This window comes from Stenotrophomonas sp. 109824_Sma, assembly GCF_056480025.1.
Window position 1 is genome coordinate 3,141,115 of the sequence record NZ_CM151078.1, and the last position, 14,985, is coordinate 3,156,099.

Below are 14,985 nucleotides of genomic sequence, written 5' to 3' on the forward strand. Positions count from 1 at the left end.
GACGACTTCCGATAGATACGCCCATGTCCTCCGCTTTTGGCGCCGAAACGGTGCTTGAGGTCCGTCACTGGACCGATGCCTACTTCAGCTTCACCCTCACCCGCGACAGCGGTTTCCGCTTCGAGAACGGCCAGTTCGTGATGATCGGCCTGGAAACCGAGGCACGGCCGCTGCTGCGCGCGTACTCCATCGCCAGCGCCAACTGGGAAGAGCACCTGGAGTTCTTCAGCATCAAGGTGCAGGACGGCCCGCTGACCTCGCGCCTGCAGCACATCAAGCCGGGTGACAAGGTGCTGGTCGGCAAGAAGCCCACCGGCACCCTGCTGATCAGCGACCTGCACCCGGGCAAGAACCTGTACCTGCTGGGCACGGGCACCGGCATGGCGCCGTGGCTGTCGGTCATCAAGGACCCGGAAACCTACGAGCGCTTCGAGAAGGTGATCCTGTGCCACGGCGTGCGCTACGAAAAGGACCTGGCCTACCGCGATTACTTCGAGAAGGAACTGCGTGAGCACGAGTTCCTGGGCGAGATGATCGGCGACAAGCTGCTGTACTACCCGGCCGTCACCCGCGAGCCGTTCGCCAACCAGGGCCGCCTGACCTCGCTGATGGAAAGCGGCGAGATGCAGCGCACGCTCGGCCTGCCGGAGCTGAGCCCGGAAAACGATCGCGCGATGATCTGTGGCAGCCCGCAGATGCTGGCCGATCTGCGCGCCGTGCTCGATGCCCGTGGGTTCCAGGTTTCGCCGCGCATCGGCCAACCGGGCCACTACGTGTTCGAGCGCGCGTTCGTCGAGAAATAAGGCTGCAACGGGATTGCCGGCCAGCGGCCGGCACTACCACCCTTCACAACAGCGCTTCGATCTCGCCGCGCAGCTGCTCCGGCCTGGTGGTGGGCGCATGCCGCGACGCCACCCGCCCCTGGCGGTCGACCAGGAACTTGCTGAAATTCCACTTGATGCGGGCACTGCCTAGCAGGCCACGCTTTTCGCGCGCGAGCCACGCCCACAGCGGGTCGGCACCGTCGCCGTTGACCTCGATCTTTTCCGACAGCGGGAAGCTGACCGGATAGTCCAGCGAACAGAACTGGCGGATCTGCGCGGCATCACCCGGCTCCTGCGCGCCGAACTGGTTGCACGGGAAGCCGATCACCACCAGGCCGCGTTCGCGGTAGTCCTGCCACAGCTGCTCCAGCCCGGTGTATTGCGGGGTGAAGCCACAACGGCTGGCGACGTTCACCAGCAGCAACGGATGGCCCTGGTACCGGGCCAGCGCCTGTGGCTGGCCGTCGAGGTCACGGAAGCTGAAATCGTAGGCGGTGGTCATGATGGCGGGCCGTGGGCGGTGACTGCATGGTACCCGCGCCCGGCCCCGGCAACATGCCTTTTGACACAAGTGCAGGCGCCACCGGCCGGGTTACCCTCGGGCCCTTGTTTGCCTTACCGGAGCTTCTACCTTGACCACTCGACTTGCCCTTGCCGTGGCCATGTCCCTCGGCCTTGCCCTGCCCGCCTTCTCGGCCGGCGCCGCCACCCCGGCCGCCAGCACCACCGCCCAGCAGGCCAACCCGTTCTTCGCCGAAAGCCCGCTGCCGCTGCACTTCCCGCAGTTCGACAAGATCAAGGACAGCGACTTCGCCCCGGCTTTCGACGCCGGCATGGCGCAACAGCTGAAGGAAGTGGAGGCGATCGCCAACAACAAGGCCAAGCCGACCTTCGACAACACCATCATCGCCCTGGAAAAGAGCGGTGACATCCTCGACCGTGCGACCACCGTGTTCTTCAGCCTGGTCGGCGCCGATACCAACGACACCCGCAAGAAGCTGCAGGCCGACTACTCGGCGAAGTTCGCCGCGCACAGCGATGCGATCGCGCTGAACGGCAAGCTGTTCGCCCGCATCCAGGCGCTGTACGACACCCGCAGCCAGCTGGGCCTGGACGCCGAAGGCGTGCGCCTGGTCGAGAAGTACTACGACAACTACGTGCGCGCCGGCGCCAAGCTGTCCGAGGCCGACAAGGCCAAGCTGAAGGAGATGAACGCCGAGCTGGCCAACCTGGGCACCAAGTTCAGCCAGAACGTGCAGTCGGAAGTGAACGCTTCGGCGATCACCGTCGACGACGTCAAGGAGCTGGCTGGCCTGTCCAAGGAGCAGATCGCGGCCGCCGCCGAAGCCGCCAAGGCCCGTGGCCTGGAAGGCAAGTACGTGATCACCCTGCTCAACACCACCGGCCAGCCGCCGCTGACCAACCTGGCCAACCGCGCCCTGCGCCAGAAGATCTACGAAGCCTCGACCACCCGCGGCAGCCGCGGCGGTGAGTTCGACAACACCGCGCTGGTCTCGCGCATCATGCAGCTGCGTGCCGACAAGGCCAAGCTGATGGGCTTCCCGAACTTCGCCGCCTACAACCTGACCAACCAGACCGCCAAGACCCCGGAAGCGGTCAACGCGATGCTGGGCAAGCTGGCCCCGGCCGCGGTGGCCAATGCCAAGCGCGAAGCCGCCGACCTGCAGGCGATGATCGACAAGGAACAGAAGGCCGCGCGCAAGCCGACCTTCCAGCTGGAACCGTGGGACTGGGCCTTCTACAGCGAGAAGGTGCGCCAGGCCAAGTACAACTTCGACGAGTCGCAGCTGAAGCCGTACTTCGAACTGAAGAACGTGCTGGAAAACGGCGTGTTCTACGCTGCCGGCCAGGAATTCGGCCTGACCTTCAAGCAGCGCACCGACCTGCCGGTCTACCACGATGACGTCACCGTCTACGACGTGTTCGACGCCGACGGCAGCCAGCTGGCGATCTTCATCTTCGATCCGTATGCGCGCGCCTCCAAGCGTGGCGGTGCGTGGATGAACTCCTACGTCTCGCAGTCCAAGCTGACCGGCTTCAAGCCGGTGGTCGCCAACCACCTGAACATCCCGAAGCCGCCGGCCGGCCAGCCGACCCTGCTGACCTGGGATGAGGTGAACACCACCTTCCACGAGTTCGGCCACGCCCTGCACGGCATGTTCTCCAACGTGAAGTACCCGTACTTCTCGGGCACCTCGGTGCCGCGTGACTTCGTCGAGTTCCCGTCGCAGGTCAACGAGATGTGGTCGGACAACCCGGTCATCCTGAAGAACTACGCCAAGCACTACCAGAACGGTTCGGCGATGCCGCAGGCGCTGCTGGACAAGGTGATTGCCGCATCGAAGTTCAACCAGGGCTTTGCCACCACCGAATACCTGGGTGCGGCGATGCTGGACCAGAACTGGCACCAGATCGGCCCGGACCAGGTGCCGGCGGCCAAGGACGTGATGGCCTTCGAGCGCGCCGCGCTGGAGAAGGACGGCATCTACTATGCGCCGGTTCCGCCGCGCTACAAGACTCCGTACTTCAGCCACATCATGGGCGGCTACTCGGCCGGCTACTACGCCTACATCTGGTCGGAAGTGCTCGATGCCAACACCCAGAAGTGGTTCAAGGACAACGGCGGCCTGAGCCGCAAGAACGGCGACCACTTCCGCGCCACCCTGCTGTCCAAGGGCGGCAGCGTCGACGCGATGCAGCTGTTCCGCGATTTCGCCGGCCACGAGCCGCAGATCGAACCGCTGCTGGAAAAGCGTGGTCTGACCGGCGCCGGCAACTGATCGCCCGCGCAGTCGCCTGAAACGAAAACCGCCCGGGAAACCGGGCGGTTTTTTGTTGATCATCCACGCACGGCGTGGATCTACGGGTGGGTGCCGACCGTTGGTCGGCACGATCCTTCCGGGCCATGAACCCCGGTATCGTCCATCCACGCATGGCGTGGATCTACTGTCTGTCAACGCGGTGCCACGTACCCACCGGGCACGCCCTCCGGCGACAGCACCAGCTGCCACAGCTGCGCGTGCCGGCAGCGGAAGGTGGCCATCGACCCGGCCAGGTAGAAGCGCCACATGCGCCGGAAGTGCTCGTCGTAGTGCGCATCCAGCCGCGGCCACGCTGCTTCCACGTTGCGCCGCCATGCCTGCAGGGTCAGGTCGTAGTCGGTGCCGAAGTTGTGCCAGTCCTCCAGCACGAAATGGCCTTCGAACGCCCTGGTGATCTGCACCGCCGATGGCAGCATCGAGTTGGGGAAGATGTAGCGCGCAATCCACGGATCGGTGCGGTGCCGGGAGATGTTGGTGCCGATGCTGTGCAACAGCAGCAGGCCGCGCGGTGACAGGCAGCGCTTGGCCACTTCGAAGAAACTGCCGTAGTTCTTGTCACCGACGTGCTCGAACATGCCGATCGAGAAGATCGCATCGAACGGTTCGTCCAGCTCGCGGTAGTCCTGCAGGCGGATCTCGATCGGCAGGCCGGCACACAGTTCGCGGGCGAACTCGGCCTGCTCCTGCGAAATCGTCACGCCGACGCCGCTGACACCATAGCGCTCGGCGGCGAACTTCAGGGCTTCGCCCCAACCACAGCCGATGTCCAGCACGCGCTGGCCCGGGCGCAGGCCCAGCTTGCGGCAGACCAGGTCGAGCTTGGCCTCCTGCGCTGCATCAAGGTCATCAGCGTTGCGCCAATAGCCGCAGCTGTAGACCAGGCGCTGGCCGAGCATGGCCTGGTAGAGATCATTGCCCAGATCGTAATGGCGACGACCGACTTCGTAGCTGCCCTGCCCCACCTGCAGGTTGAACAGGCGCGCCTTCAGCGCGTCCGCCACTTCGCGCCAGCCGTGCACCCGCTCATCCAGATGCGCCTGCATCAGGTGGACGAGGAATTCATCCAGGACGTTGGCATCCCACCAACCTTCCATGTAGCTCTCGCCCAGGCCGAGCGAGCCGTGGCCCATGACCCGCGCGAAAAAGCGCGGGTCATGCACCTGGATGTCCTGTGGCTGGGTGCCGCCGATGCGGACCCCGGCTTCGTGGAGCAGGCCGGCGACCCGCTCCTGCAACCCTGTATCCACGCCACCTCCTCGACTGCGGTCAACCGCGTGCGAACAGCTCCACGTAGTCCCTGGCCACGTGCGGCAACAGCACCGCCGCCGGTACATCGGCGGTCTGGGTGCCGTCCGAGTATGGACCCACCTGGTACGGCGGGAAAACAAAGCGCAGCGCGGTGATCTGCCCCTTGTCGTCGGTCAGCGGCTGGAACTGGCTGAAATTGTCGGCCTGCGGGCCGGTGCCGTCGGCGATCATGCGCGATGCGTTGCGCAGCGATTCCTGCAGCTGGGCCGGATCCATGTCCTCGCCGCTGAGGCGCGTGGCCACGCGTTCGCGCAGCTGGTCGGCGACGAAATCGCTGATCGCCTTCCAGCCCTTGGCATCAGCCACCAGCTTTTCGGCGCTGAGCATCTGCTGGTGCTGCGGCAGCCACACGAAGCGGGCCACCAGCGGCTCGCCGTGGGCGCCACCGGTGTAGCGGCTGCCATCGGCACTGATCACCACCAGCTGCGGGGTTTCCAGCAGCTTCTCGAAGCTCAGCGACAGCTCGTACGGCATGGTCGGCTTGTCGTTGCCCAGCCCGTCCAGCGCCTGCTGCAGGTCGCTGCGCGCACTCGTCGCATAGCTCTGCAGCGCGCGGGCCAGGCCCGGATAACGGTCGATACCGGCCGGGTAGCTGATGCCCACCACTTCCCGCTCGTTGTTCTCGATCACGTCGCGCAGGTCCAGCGGCGCTTCCGTGGCCGGCGTTTCGCCTGCGGCGGTGGCTTCGGCGGCGGGCGCCGCGTCGGTCGCCGGTGCCGGCTCGCTTTCACGCTGGCAACCGGCCAGCAACAGCACGCCCACCACGCCGGCCAGCACGCTGCCGTGCAGTGGCCGGTTGTTTCCAATCTTCATCGGGATCCCCTGTTCATGTTTGTACATCATCGCCTGCCATGGCTGAAGCGTGGCCCGCTGGCATTCAGCCAACGAGCAGGTCGTGGTACTCCTCGTGCCGCTGCAGGAAGGCCTCGGCGTAGGAACATGCCGGCACCACCTTGTACTTCTGCTCGCGGGCGAAACGCAGTGCCACACGGGTCAGCTCACCGGCGATGCCACGGCCCGCGATCGGCTCGGGCACCTCGGTGTGGGTGATGACCATGCGCTTGCGCTTGATCTGGTAGTCCAGCACCGCCAGCTGTCCTCGCACATGGGCGGTGAAGCGGTGGTTGGCCAGGTCGTGTTCGACCTCGTAGGCCAGACCGGGGGGCGTGACCGAAGCCATGGAACTGTCTCCTGCGGCGACTGCGTGGATGGTGCGCAGCCGGGCGCCATGATCGCGTGAAGCCTGAACAGGGGCAAGTCCAGTCCATTCACGTCAGTTTTCGCCCCTCAAGCTGGAGGCGGGCCGGCCGCTATCGCCTATGGAGGGGTACGGCCAGGCTGGCACGACCCTTGCGACCGTTGACCATGCGCACCACCGTGGAGGCCCCCATGCACGCCAGCAATTCCCATTCCGATACCGACCGCGCCCTGCTGGAGGGCCTGCTGCAACTGGCGGTGGAAGGGCAGACCGAGGATCAGGATTTCCAGCGCATCGGCGAGGAAGTGTTCGCCCGCCTGCTGGATACCTACGGCCAGCAGACCGCGGCCTGACCCGGCCGGGGCGGATCGGACCCGATCCGCCCCGCTACCTGCATCAACCGCCGCCGAGGCGGAAGGTCGGGTTGGAGAGCTCGCGCAGGAAGTGGTTGAAGATGCTCGGCTGCATGGCCAGCATGAAGATCACGCCAAACGCCGCGCCTGCCAGGTGCGCGCTGTGGTTGATGCGGTCGCCGCCGCGCTTGTCCATCCAGATGCTGTAGCCGACGTAGAACGCGGCATAGATGATCGCCGGTGCCGGAATGAAGAACACCAGGATGATCGACCACGGCTTGATCAGGATGAAGGCGAACAGCACCGCCGACACCGCCCCGGACGCCCCGAGGCTGAGGTAGTTCGGGTTCTTCTGGTTCTTCAGGTAGCTGGGCAGGATCGAGACCAGCAGCGCGCCGATATAGAACGCCGGGTAGGTCAGGTAGCTGCCGGTCAGCTGCACCATCACGCTCTCGATGAATCCCCCGAAGAAGAACAGGGTGATCATGTTGAAGATCAGGTGCGACCAGTCGGCATGGATGAAGCCATAGGTCACCAGCCGGTCGTACTGGCGGTGACGGTCGATGGCCGGCGGCCACAGGATCAGGCGGTCGGCCAGCTTGCGGTTGTTGAACGCCATCCACGACAGGATGGCGGTGATGGCGATCAACAGCAGATTGACGGGGGTCATGTCAGGCTCAGGCGCTACGGTAGTTGTCGACCATACGATAGCGTTTCGCGTACCAACCGAAGGCCAACGCCGCGACGAAGGCGAAGCCGGCGAAGAAGAACATCAGGAACGCCGCCTCGCTCAGGCCCGTGCCGGCGATCTGGTGGGTCACCGTGTCGTTGCGCACCGCCGCATTGGACAGCAGCACCCACAGGTTGCCGATGGTGGTGGTCAGGTTCCAGAAGCTCATCACCACGCCCTTCATCGCCTGCGGCGCCTGGCTGTAGGCGAACTCCAGGCCGGTGGCCGAGACCAGCACCTCACCGAAGGTCAGCAGCGCGTACGGCAGCATCTGCCAGAAGATCGACATGGCGTTGCCGCCGTCCATCACCACCTGGATGCCACCCACCACGATCCAGGCCAGGCCACTGAAGGCGATGCCGGCGGTCATGCGGCGCAGCGCGGTCGGCTCGAAGCCGAAGCGGCGCAGGGCCGGGTACAGCACCAGGTTGTTGAACGGAATCAGGATCATCACCAGCAGCGGGTTCAGCGCCTGCATCTGCGAGGCGGTGAACCAGCTCGGCATCTGCATCTGCTGGCCCTGCAGGACCCAGGTCGAGGCCTTCTGGTCGAACAGCGAGAAGAACGGCGTGGTCAGCGCGAAGATCACCAGCACGCGCAGTACCGAGCGCACGCCTTCCACGGCTTCGGCCGGATGCTGGCCACGGGCGCGGTCCAGCTGCAGCCAGGTGCCACCACCGATGCCGGCAAGGATGGCCACCAGCGCCAGGCACAGGCAGATCACGATGCCCAGCGAACCGACCAGGCCGAACGAGGCCACCGCCAGCACCAGGCCAAGCACGGCGATCACCAGGCCCGGACGGCCCTGGCCGGCCACGCGCGCGGTCAGCGCGGTGCGCACCACGTTGGCGAACGAGTGCGGATCCTTCGGCGGCAGCGGCACCAGCACGTAGCGCTTGCGGCCCAGCCAGAACACGAAGGTAGCGATGAACATCAGGATACCCGGGATGCCGAACGCCCACTGCGGGCCCCAGTTCTTCAGCACCAGCGGAATCAGCAGCGAGGCGAACAGCGAGCCGAAATTGATGATCCAGTAGAAGGCGTCGAAGACGATCTTGGCCAGGTGCTTGTTGCTCTGGTCGAACTGGTCGCCCATGAACGAGGCCACCAGCGGCTTGATGCCGCCGGCACCGAGCGCGATCAGGCCCAGGCCGAGGAAGAAGCCCTCGCGGCTGTTCTCGAACAGCGCCAGGCACAGGTGGCCGGCGCAGTAGACCAGGCTGAACCAGAGGATGGTGTGGTATTTGCCGAAGAACCTGTCGGCCAGCCAGCCACCGAGCAGCGGGAAGAAATACACGCCGATCATGAAGCTGTGCATGATGTCCTTGGCTTCACCGGCACGGCCTTCTGCAGTGATTTCCTGCAGCAGCAGCGAGGTGATCAGGAACTGCACCAGGATGTTGCGCATCCCGTAGAAACTGAACCGTTCGCAGGCCTCATTGCCGATGATGTACGGAATCTGGCGCGGCATCTTTCCTTGGCCGGCGATGGGGGCGACTGCGTCGTGGCTCATCCTGTAAGGCATTCCTGCAAAGCGAAAGGCGCAAGGTTACCGGAACCGGGGCTTGCGAAGCACGCTGCAGGGCTGCATGACAACGGTGCCAATCCGTGGCAGGCCATCCCGGCCGTGCCGGAAGTCACGGCACCTGCACGACAAAAGCGTAAACTTATCGTTATGCGCCCCCTCGCCCACGCCCGCCTCCTGCTCAGCTGTCTCTTGCTGCTGCTGGCGTTGCAGGCACAGGCCCGCCCGCAGGCGCCGACCGCCGCCGCCAGCGAGAGCGAGCCCCGGCAACTGACCGTGGCCGCGCTGGAACTGCCCAGCCGCGATGACGCGCAATGGAAGCAGCGCCGCGAGCAGGTCGCACAGCTGCTGACCGAGCTGCAACCGGACGTGATCTCGGTGCAGCAGGTGCTGCAGCAGCAGGGCCGCAACCCGGCCTGCTGGCTGGCCAGCCGGCTGCGCTACAGCTGCGACTTCGTTACCGCCGATCCGCCCAGCCAGCCGCTGCGGCATGGCAACGCCATGCTGACCCGGCTGCCGGTCAGCGAGGACGGCGTGACCCTGCTGCATCCTCCCGGCACCTTCAGCGCGGCCGGCATGATGCGGCTGAAGCTGGGCGAGGCGCTGGTCAACATCTATGTGGCGCGGCTGCGTCCGGACCCGGACGAGGCCACCGCCCGCCAGCACCAGACCAGCGACCTGATGACCTGGATCGGCGCCACCGCCGAAGGCATGCCCAGCCTGATTGCCGGCGATTTCTCGGCCAACACGGTGGAACTGGTGCGCAGCACGCCGGGTTTCCAGCCGGCCCGGCGCAATCCCGGCGGCCGCGCCGAAGCGCCGGCCGCCAGTGGGGGTGGCAGCAGCGGCCACGGCCTGGATGTGCTGTTCCAGGTCAAGCACTTCGGCGGCATCCGCCAGCAGCCGATCCTGCTGCCGGCCGACGGCGACCTGCCCGGCCTGCGCCTGGGCGTGTTGGCCACCCTTCGCCTGCAGGGCATCACGGCGACGGCCGAATAGCCCCGCCTTCGGCACCCACCAGGTCCTGCCCGGCGTCCAGACGCTGGCAAACAAAAAAGGCCGGGGTCTCCCCCGGCCTCTTCAGTTCATCCCGCTACCGCGATCAGGCGATCGCTTCCTGGTAACGGCGCTCGACTTCGTTCCAGTCGATGACGTTGAAGAACGCGCCGATGTATTCCGGGCGGCGGTTCTGGTACTTCAGGTAGTACGCGTGTTCCCACACGTCCAGGCCGAGGATGGGGGTGTTGCCTTCCATCAGCGGGCTGTCCTGGTTGCCGGTGCTCTCGACCACGACCTTCTTGTCCGGGGTCACGCTCAGCCACGCCCAGCCGCTGCCGAAACGGGTCAGCGCTGCCTTGGTGAAGGCATCCTTGAACTTGTCGAAGCCGCCCAGGTCCTTGTCGATGGCCTTGGCCACGCCGCCCACCGGGTTGCCGCCGGCATTCGGGGCCATCACGGTCCAGAACAGCGAGTGGTTGGCATGGCCACCACCGTTGTTGCGCACCGGGCCCTGCAGGTTCTCCGGCAGCGACTTGAGCTTCTTCACCAGCTCTTCGACCGGCAGGTCAGCGTACTCGGTGCCTTCCAGCGCCGCGTTGACGTTGTTGATGTAGGTCTGGTGATGCTTGGTGTGATGGATTTCCATCGTCGCCGCATCGATATGCGGTTCCAGCGCGTCGTAGGCGTAGGACAGCTTGGGCAGGGTGTAGGCCATGATGCATCTCCTGATTGCGAGGGCACCCGACGGTGTCGGGCGGTGCGCGGTGAATGATGGGGACAGACCCCCAGATTACCAAGGGGGATGTAAAGGAAATTGCGTCCTGCCAGTGAGCACGACGGCAATTGTTACGCAGCAGTGACGCAGCGCTCTCCTCATGCACCGTGCAGCGCACAGGCGCTACAGTGCGTGCACCACCCTCGCCCGCCCCTGCCCATGCGCAACCCCCGGCTGCTGATCACCGCCATCGCCCTGCTGCTGCTCGGCCTGGTCGCCAACCATTTCCTGCAGCGGCCGCCGGCGCCGCAGTTCGCGCCCGACCTGCAGGGCACGCCCGCCGCACGCGCGCCGGCCACCGCCTCGCCCGGCAAGGACAGCGGACTTCCCGCGTTCCTGCCCGCCGAAGCGCGCGCGACCATCGCCCTGATCCAGCGTGGCGGTCCGTTCCCGCACCGCCAGGACGGCAGCACCTTCGGCAACCGCGAGCAGCAACTGCCGCAGCGCGCACGCGGCTATTACCGCGAATACACCGTCGATACCCCCGGCGCGCGTACCCGCGGCACGCGCCGCATCGTCACCGGCGGCGATCCGCCGGAAGCGTGGTACTACACCGACGACCACTACGCGTCATTCCGCAGCTTCACCGTACCGGCCCAGGGAGCGCAGTGATGAGCCACGATGATTTCGGCCTCGGCCTGCACGACATCAACAATGCCGGCGTCTACGCGATCGACAGCGACGACATCGGCGCACTGGCCGCGGCGATGCGCGATGCCGGCCTGAAGGTGATCCGCATCGATCTGGAGGGCGTCGCGGACAAGCGCACCCTGCTCGCCCGGCTGGCCGCACAGCTGGATTTCCCGGCCGGCTTCGGCGGCAACTGGGATGCGCTGTCGGACAACCTGCGCGACCTGCAATGGCTGCCGGCCAATGGCTACGCGCTGTTTCTGGCCGACGTGGACGCGCTGCGCACCGGTGCGCAGAAGGACTTCGACACCCTGCTGGACGTGATGGACGAGACCAGCCGTGACTGGGTCGGCCGCGACGTACCGTTCTGGGTGTTCCTGTCGCAGAGCGCGTAAGAGCACTGCCCTGGTGGATGCCGACCCTGGTCGGCATGGGCGTGTCCCCGCATGGATCATCCACGCATGGCGTGGATCTACCCGGCGCAGCTGGATGCACAGTAGATCCACGCCATGCGTGGATGCGCCGTCCTAGCGGCTCCCGTTATCTTCCTGCAGCTCTTTCTTGAACGGGATGTCCGGCGGCGGTCGTGCCACGGCCGGCTGGTCCTGCATGTTGGGGTTGGTCAGGCCACAGCCGCCACCGGCCTGCAGGATCGAAATGACGCAGGAGATCCTCGTGTTGGTGCCCGGCAATGGAATCTCCATCGCCTTGACGCCCTTGCGCACCCATTCGGCCAGCAGCGATTCCTGCGGCACCCAGTATTTGTCGAACGAGGTCGGTGTGTAGTCGTACGGCGGGCGTTTCAGCCAGGTGCCGGACTGCGCGATGCGCTCCTTGCTCCAGCCATCGTTGGCACCACCGGGCGCACCGCGCTCGGCATGGCCATCTCCTTCCTGGCCCGGCACGCGCACGCTGCCATCGGCATTGAACAGGCCGCTGCCCTTGCCGGCAGTGCTGGCCTGGCGGGCACCACTGCTGGCACCGTCACGGTTGCGGCTGGAAGACCCCCAGTCATCGCCCTTGGCAGGTGTCGCCCAGTTGCCTGGATCGGGCGCCGGGCGCGCTCCTGCGTTCGCCGGTGTATTGCTGGACGCTGACGGACGCGTGCTGCTGCTCGCCTGCGTCGCGCTGCCCTGGGCCGCAGTTGCAGGCGCCGCCGTGGCACTGCCACTGGAAGATGCCGGTACTGCCACCGGTGCCGAGGCCACCTCCCGTTCGCGCACCTGCACGTCGCGGCCGGTGGGCGCGCGTACGGCGGGCTCACGTCCGGCCACCGCCGCCATCCGCACCTGCGGATCGGCCACGGCCTGCACTTCACGTTCGCGCACCTGCACGTCCTGCTGCGGCACGCGCACCTGCATTTCCGCGCTACGCAACGGTTGTGGCGCGACCGGCGCATCGACCGTACTGACTTCGCGTTCGCGCACCTGGATGTCACGCACCTGCGGCGTGCGCACGGCCAGTTCCGGGGTGCGCACCTGGCTTGGTGTCGGCGGCGCCTGCACCGGCTGCACGCTGCGCTCGCGCACAACGGGTGTGCTGTCACGCGGCACGACGCTCACTTCGGTACGCGGCACGCTGACCGGCGGCACCACGAAATCGGTGCTGGCCTGCGCCACTTCGGTGGCCTGGACAGGCGAAGGCGGCGGCGCGGCAACCGGCGCCGGCTCCGCTTCGGCCGGCGGTGGTGGAACGCTGACGGTCGGCGCGGATGCCGGGGATGAGGCGGCGGCTTCGGCAGCGACCGGACGTGGTGCAGGGGCCGTGGCAGCGCCCGCTTCCTGGCCCGTCGCAACCCGACCCGCCGCCGCAGCCGCAGTCGCTTCGGCGCCCGGTTGATCGCCACCGCCTTCCTGGGTGGCGCTGCCGACGAACTCCACCTGCACGCGCTCGCCCTCGGCGCCCTCTTCGTCCGGCGCGGTGGTACGGATCACCGCCACCCACAGCAGCAGCATGAAGAACAGCAGGTGCAGCAGTGCACTGACCAGTGCCGAGGTCCAGCGCATCCAGCGCTGGTCGCGCGGCGCAGCGTCCCAGTCCTGCCAGAACAAACGGCGCAGCGCCTGCCACGGCGACAGCCGCGGCGACTGGCCGGGCGGGCCCGGCAGCGGGCGCGGCAGGAAAACTGCGATCACGTCGCGGGCATGGAACGGCCGCGGCAGCGGCCCCAGCGAGCGCAGCCACAGCGCCCAGCCATAGGGCAGGCGCGTGGTCTTCTCGAGGACGGCGCGGGGCTGCTGGCGCGCCAGCAGCAGGTCAATGAGTTGCTCGGCCCGGGTCAGAGGCACGCGTCAGCGATCAGGCGACGTTGCCGCGCGGAATGTACGGCGCGTGGCCGCTGTCGTGGTCGGTCGCGTCGCGCACGGCGGTCACGCCCGGCACGCGGCCCATCAGGGTCTTTTCGATGCCCTGCTTGAGCGTCACGTCAGCCATGCCGCAGCCCTGGCAGCCACCACCGAAGCGCAGCAGCACCACGCCGTCGGACGAGACTTCCTGCACGGCCACCTTGCCGCCATGCGAGGCCAGCTGCGGATTGACTTCGTTCTCCACCACCCAGTGCACGCGTTCGACCAGCGAGGCGGCGTCACCGGGCGCTTCACCCTTGATGCGCGGCGCCTTGATGGTCAGCTGCTGGGCACCGGCGGTGCCGGCGACGATGTCGATCTCGGCGCCATCGAGCCAGCCAACGCTGCCGGCGTCCACATAGAGGGTGAAACCATCGCAGTCCACCGCCCACTCGTCACCGAGCAGGTCGGTCGGTTCGGCGAATTCCAGCCGGGCATCGGCGCGCGGCGTACCGGGGTCGACCGCGCTCAGGCGCACGCCCATGCCGGGCACGCCCTCGCGTTCGATCAACTTGCGGAAATGGGTCTGGGCAGTGTCGGAGATCTGGATCATCAGGCTATTCTAGCCAAGTAAGCGTCAGCCGCTCATTCGGTTTATACACCGTCCGGCGCATTGTTCAGTCAACACGAGGTGGAGATTCCCATGGCCGACCTGATTCCACTGGCCCAGGCCCGTTGCGTGCCACGCAAAGGCAGCGACCACAAGCTCGGCGAAGCCCGCCTGGCCGAACTGCTGCCGCAGATTCCCGGCTGGGAGCTGAGCGAGGGTGGCCAGGCCCTGTCGCGCACCTTCCGCTTCAAGGATTACTACGCCACCATGGCCTTCGTGAACGCGCTGGCCTGGATTGCCCACCGCGAGGACCACCATCCGGACCTGGGCGTGCACTACGACCGCGCGGTCGTGCGCTTCTCCACCCACGACGTGGGCGGCCTGAGCGAGAACGACTTCATCTGCGCGGCAAAGACTTCGGCCCTGACGGAGCAACTGCCATGAACGTACGTTTGCTGAGCCTGTCCCTGATCGCTGCGACCGGCCTGGCCGGCTGTGGCACGTCCGAACCACCGGCACCTCCACCGCCGCCGCCGACCGAAGTGGCCGCGGTGAAGACGCCGCCGCCGCAGTACCCGCTGGAACTGGCCTGCATGGGCGTGGGTGGCACCAGCACCTTCAAGGTGACCATCGGCACCGACGGCAAGCCGAGCGAAGTGGCGCTGCTCACAGGCGCCGGCAACCCGCAGCTGGACGAGCTGGCCAAGACCGCCGTGCAGGGCTGGCAGTTCAATGCCGCCACCCGCAACGGCCAGCCGGTGCCGGCCACCATCCAGGTGCCGGTCAGCTTCAACCCGCCGCAGCCGAAGCCGGACCAGTGCTTCGCCATCGAAGAACGCCTGCGCCGCGGCGGCTGATCGCGCGCACCCCGACGAGGCCAGCCGACGCCCGCCTCGCCCTCGCCG

At 66.7% G+C, this 14,985-nt stretch carries 17 protein-coding genes; 8 read left to right on the forward strand and 9 right to left on the reverse strand.

The annotated features are described in order from the left end of the window. Positions 1–23 precede the first annotated feature (23 nt). Positions 24–803, forward strand: a complete 780-nt coding sequence (locus ACZK1G_RS14920) for a ferredoxin--NADP reductase (RefSeq protein WP_014037801.1) — start codon at positions 24–26, stop codon at positions 801–803. Between the two features lie 43 nt (positions 804–846). Here ACZK1G_RS14920 and ACZK1G_RS14925 read toward each other — a convergent pair whose 3' ends face one another. Continuing rightward, positions 847–1,326: a glutathione peroxidase gene (locus ACZK1G_RS14925; protein ID WP_075677299.1), complete on the reverse strand. Its 480-nt coding sequence runs from the start codon at positions 1,324–1,326 to the stop codon at positions 847–849. 130 nt (positions 1,327–1,456) lie between these two features. On the opposite strand from ACZK1G_RS14925, the gene ACZK1G_RS14930 reads away from it, so the two are divergent. Beyond that, entirely contained in the window at positions 1,457–3,625 is a 2,169-nt protein-coding gene (locus ACZK1G_RS14930) for a M3 family metallopeptidase (RefSeq protein ID WP_101765794.1), read from the forward strand. A gap of 173 nt (positions 3,626–3,798) precedes the next feature. Here the strand turns inward: ACZK1G_RS14930 and cfa are convergent, their stop codons facing one another. The 3 genes from cfa to ACZK1G_RS14945 are packed head-to-tail and all read right to left on the reverse strand — an operon-like array spanning position 3,799 to position 6,155. Then, positions 3,799–4,914, reverse strand: coding sequence for a cyclopropane fatty acyl phospholipid synthase (gene cfa / locus ACZK1G_RS14935; RefSeq protein WP_101765795.1), 1,116 nt, complete (start codon positions 4,912–4,914; stop codon positions 3,799–3,801). Between the two features lie 19 nt (positions 4,915–4,933). After that, entirely contained in the window at positions 4,934–5,815 is an 882-nt protein-coding gene (locus ACZK1G_RS14940; protein ID WP_049444810.1) for a DUF3298 and DUF4163 domain-containing protein, read from the reverse strand. Between the two features lie 37 nt (positions 5,816–5,852). Continuing rightward, positions 5,853–6,155: a GNAT family N-acetyltransferase gene (locus tag ACZK1G_RS14945; protein ID WP_197622132.1), complete on the reverse strand. Its 303-nt coding sequence runs from the start codon at positions 6,153–6,155 to the stop codon at positions 5,853–5,855. A 209-nt stretch (positions 6,156–6,364) separates the two neighbouring features. Here ACZK1G_RS14945 and ACZK1G_RS14950 point away from each other — a divergent pair, with 209 nt between their 5' ends. Next, on the forward strand, positions 6,365–6,526 hold the full coding sequence (locus ACZK1G_RS14950; protein ID WP_014037806.1) for a hypothetical protein: 162 nt from the start codon (positions 6,365–6,367) through the stop codon (positions 6,524–6,526). 43 nt (positions 6,527–6,569) lie between these two features. Here ACZK1G_RS14950 and ACZK1G_RS14955 read toward each other — a convergent pair whose 3' ends face one another. Both ACZK1G_RS14955 and ACZK1G_RS14960 read right to left on the reverse strand, forming a co-directional pair. Beyond that, positions 6,570–7,196: a rhomboid family intramembrane serine protease gene (locus ACZK1G_RS14955; RefSeq protein WP_014037807.1), complete on the reverse strand. Its 627-nt coding sequence runs from the start codon at positions 7,194–7,196 to the stop codon at positions 6,570–6,572. A gap of 7 nt (positions 7,197–7,203) precedes the next feature. Further along, positions 7,204–8,769 (reverse strand): POT-type proton-dependent oligopeptide transporter, encoded by a 1,566-nt coding sequence (locus tag ACZK1G_RS14960; RefSeq protein ID WP_014037808.1) that lies wholly within the window; start codon positions 8,767–8,769, stop codon positions 7,204–7,206. A 162-nt stretch (positions 8,770–8,931) separates the two neighbouring features. On the opposite strand from ACZK1G_RS14960, the gene ACZK1G_RS14965 reads away from it, so the two are divergent. Continuing rightward, positions 8,932–9,780 carry an endonuclease/exonuclease/phosphatase family protein gene (locus tag ACZK1G_RS14965; RefSeq protein ID WP_101765796.1) on the forward strand — a complete coding sequence of 283 codons (849 nt, stop codon included), beginning with the start codon at positions 8,932–8,934 and terminating at the stop codon, positions 9,778–9,780. A gap of 103 nt (positions 9,781–9,883) precedes the next feature. On the opposite strand, the gene ACZK1G_RS14970 is transcribed toward ACZK1G_RS14965, so the two are convergent. Continuing rightward, positions 9,884–10,495, reverse strand: a complete 612-nt coding sequence (locus ACZK1G_RS14970; protein ID WP_101765797.1) for a superoxide dismutase — start codon at positions 10,493–10,495, stop codon at positions 9,884–9,886. Between the two features lie 219 nt (positions 10,496–10,714). On the opposite strand from ACZK1G_RS14970, the gene ACZK1G_RS14975 reads away from it, so the two are divergent. Both ACZK1G_RS14975 and ACZK1G_RS14980 read left to right on the forward strand, forming a co-directional pair. Continuing rightward, entirely contained in the window at positions 10,715–11,167 is a 453-nt protein-coding gene (locus tag ACZK1G_RS14975) for a guanyl-specific ribonuclease (protein WP_014037810.1), read from the forward strand. Then, entirely contained in the window at positions 11,167–11,580 is a 414-nt protein-coding gene (locus ACZK1G_RS14980) for a barstar family protein (protein ID WP_049444791.1), read from the forward strand. Before ACZK1G_RS14975 ends, ACZK1G_RS14980 begins: the two co-directional genes overlap by 1 nt. A gap of 132 nt (positions 11,581–11,712) precedes the next feature. Here ACZK1G_RS14980 and ACZK1G_RS14985 read toward each other — a convergent pair whose 3' ends face one another. Together ACZK1G_RS14985 and ACZK1G_RS14990 are read right to left on the reverse strand one after the other, a co-directional pair. Continuing rightward, positions 11,713–13,473, reverse strand: a complete 1,761-nt coding sequence (locus ACZK1G_RS14985; protein WP_101765798.1) for a hypothetical protein — start codon at positions 13,471–13,473, stop codon at positions 11,713–11,715. A 10-nt stretch (positions 13,474–13,483) separates the two neighbouring features. Next, positions 13,484–14,083 carry an NfuA family Fe-S biogenesis protein gene (locus ACZK1G_RS14990; protein ID WP_014037813.1) on the reverse strand — a complete coding sequence of 200 codons (600 nt, stop codon included), beginning with the start codon at positions 14,081–14,083 and terminating at the stop codon, positions 13,484–13,486. Between the two features lie 90 nt (positions 14,084–14,173). Here ACZK1G_RS14990 and ACZK1G_RS14995 point away from each other — a divergent pair, with 90 nt between their 5' ends. Beyond that, positions 14,174–14,524: a 4a-hydroxytetrahydrobiopterin dehydratase gene (locus ACZK1G_RS14995; protein WP_006456031.1), complete on the forward strand. Its 351-nt coding sequence runs from the start codon at positions 14,174–14,176 to the stop codon at positions 14,522–14,524. Further along, the gene (locus ACZK1G_RS15000; RefSeq protein ID WP_014037814.1) at positions 14,521–14,937 is read left to right on the forward strand and encodes an energy transducer TonB; all 417 of its coding nucleotides are present in this window, start codon (positions 14,521–14,523) and stop codon (positions 14,935–14,937) included. The genes ACZK1G_RS14995 and ACZK1G_RS15000 overlap by 4 nt, the downstream gene beginning before the upstream one ends. Positions 14,938–14,985: the final 48 nt, after the last annotated feature.

Bases quoted from the DNA above. Each gene is read 5' to 3' on its own strand.
- ACZK1G_RS14970 (WP_101765797.1), bottom strand. From the start codon at position 10,495: ATGGCCTACACCCTGCCCAAGCTGTCCTACGCCTACGACGCGCTGGAA.
- ACZK1G_RS14975 (WP_014037810.1), top strand. From the start codon at position 10,715: ATGCGCAACCCCCGGCTGCTGATCACCGCCATCGCCCTGCTGCTGCTC.
- ACZK1G_RS14940 (WP_049444810.1), bottom strand. From the start codon at position 5,815: ATGTACAAACATGAACAGGGGATCCCGATGAAGATTGGAAACAACCGG.
- ACZK1G_RS14990 (WP_014037813.1), bottom strand. From the start codon at position 14,083: ATGATCCAGATCTCCGACACTGCCCAGACCCATTTCCGCAAGTTGATC.
- ACZK1G_RS14920 (WP_014037801.1), top strand. From the start codon at position 24: ATGTCCTCCGCTTTTGGCGCCGAAACGGTGCTTGAGGTCCGTCACTGG.
- ACZK1G_RS14995 (WP_006456031.1), top strand. From the start codon at position 14,174: ATGGCCGACCTGATTCCACTGGCCCAGGCCCGTTGCGTGCCACGCAAA.
- ACZK1G_RS14980 (WP_049444791.1), top strand. From the start codon at position 11,167: ATGAGCCACGATGATTTCGGCCTCGGCCTGCACGACATCAACAATGCC.
- ACZK1G_RS14925 (WP_075677299.1), bottom strand. From the start codon at position 1,326: ATGACCACCGCCTACGATTTCAGCTTCCGTGACCTCGACGGCCAGCCA.
- ACZK1G_RS14950 (WP_014037806.1), top strand. From the start codon at position 6,365: ATGCACGCCAGCAATTCCCATTCCGATACCGACCGCGCCCTGCTGGAG.
- ACZK1G_RS14965 (WP_101765796.1), top strand. From the start codon at position 8,932: ATGCGCCCCCTCGCCCACGCCCGCCTCCTGCTCAGCTGTCTCTTGCTG.
- ACZK1G_RS14955 (WP_014037807.1), bottom strand. From the start codon at position 7,196: ATGACCCCCGTCAATCTGCTGTTGATCGCCATCACCGCCATCCTGTCG.
- ACZK1G_RS14945 (WP_197622132.1), bottom strand. From the start codon at position 6,155: ATGGCTTCGGTCACGCCCCCCGGTCTGGCCTACGAGGTCGAACACGAC.
- ACZK1G_RS14960 (WP_014037808.1), bottom strand. From the start codon at position 8,769: ATGAGCCACGACGCAGTCGCCCCCATCGCCGGCCAAGGAAAGATGCCG.
- ACZK1G_RS15000 (WP_014037814.1), top strand. From the start codon at position 14,521: ATGAACGTACGTTTGCTGAGCCTGTCCCTGATCGCTGCGACCGGCCTG.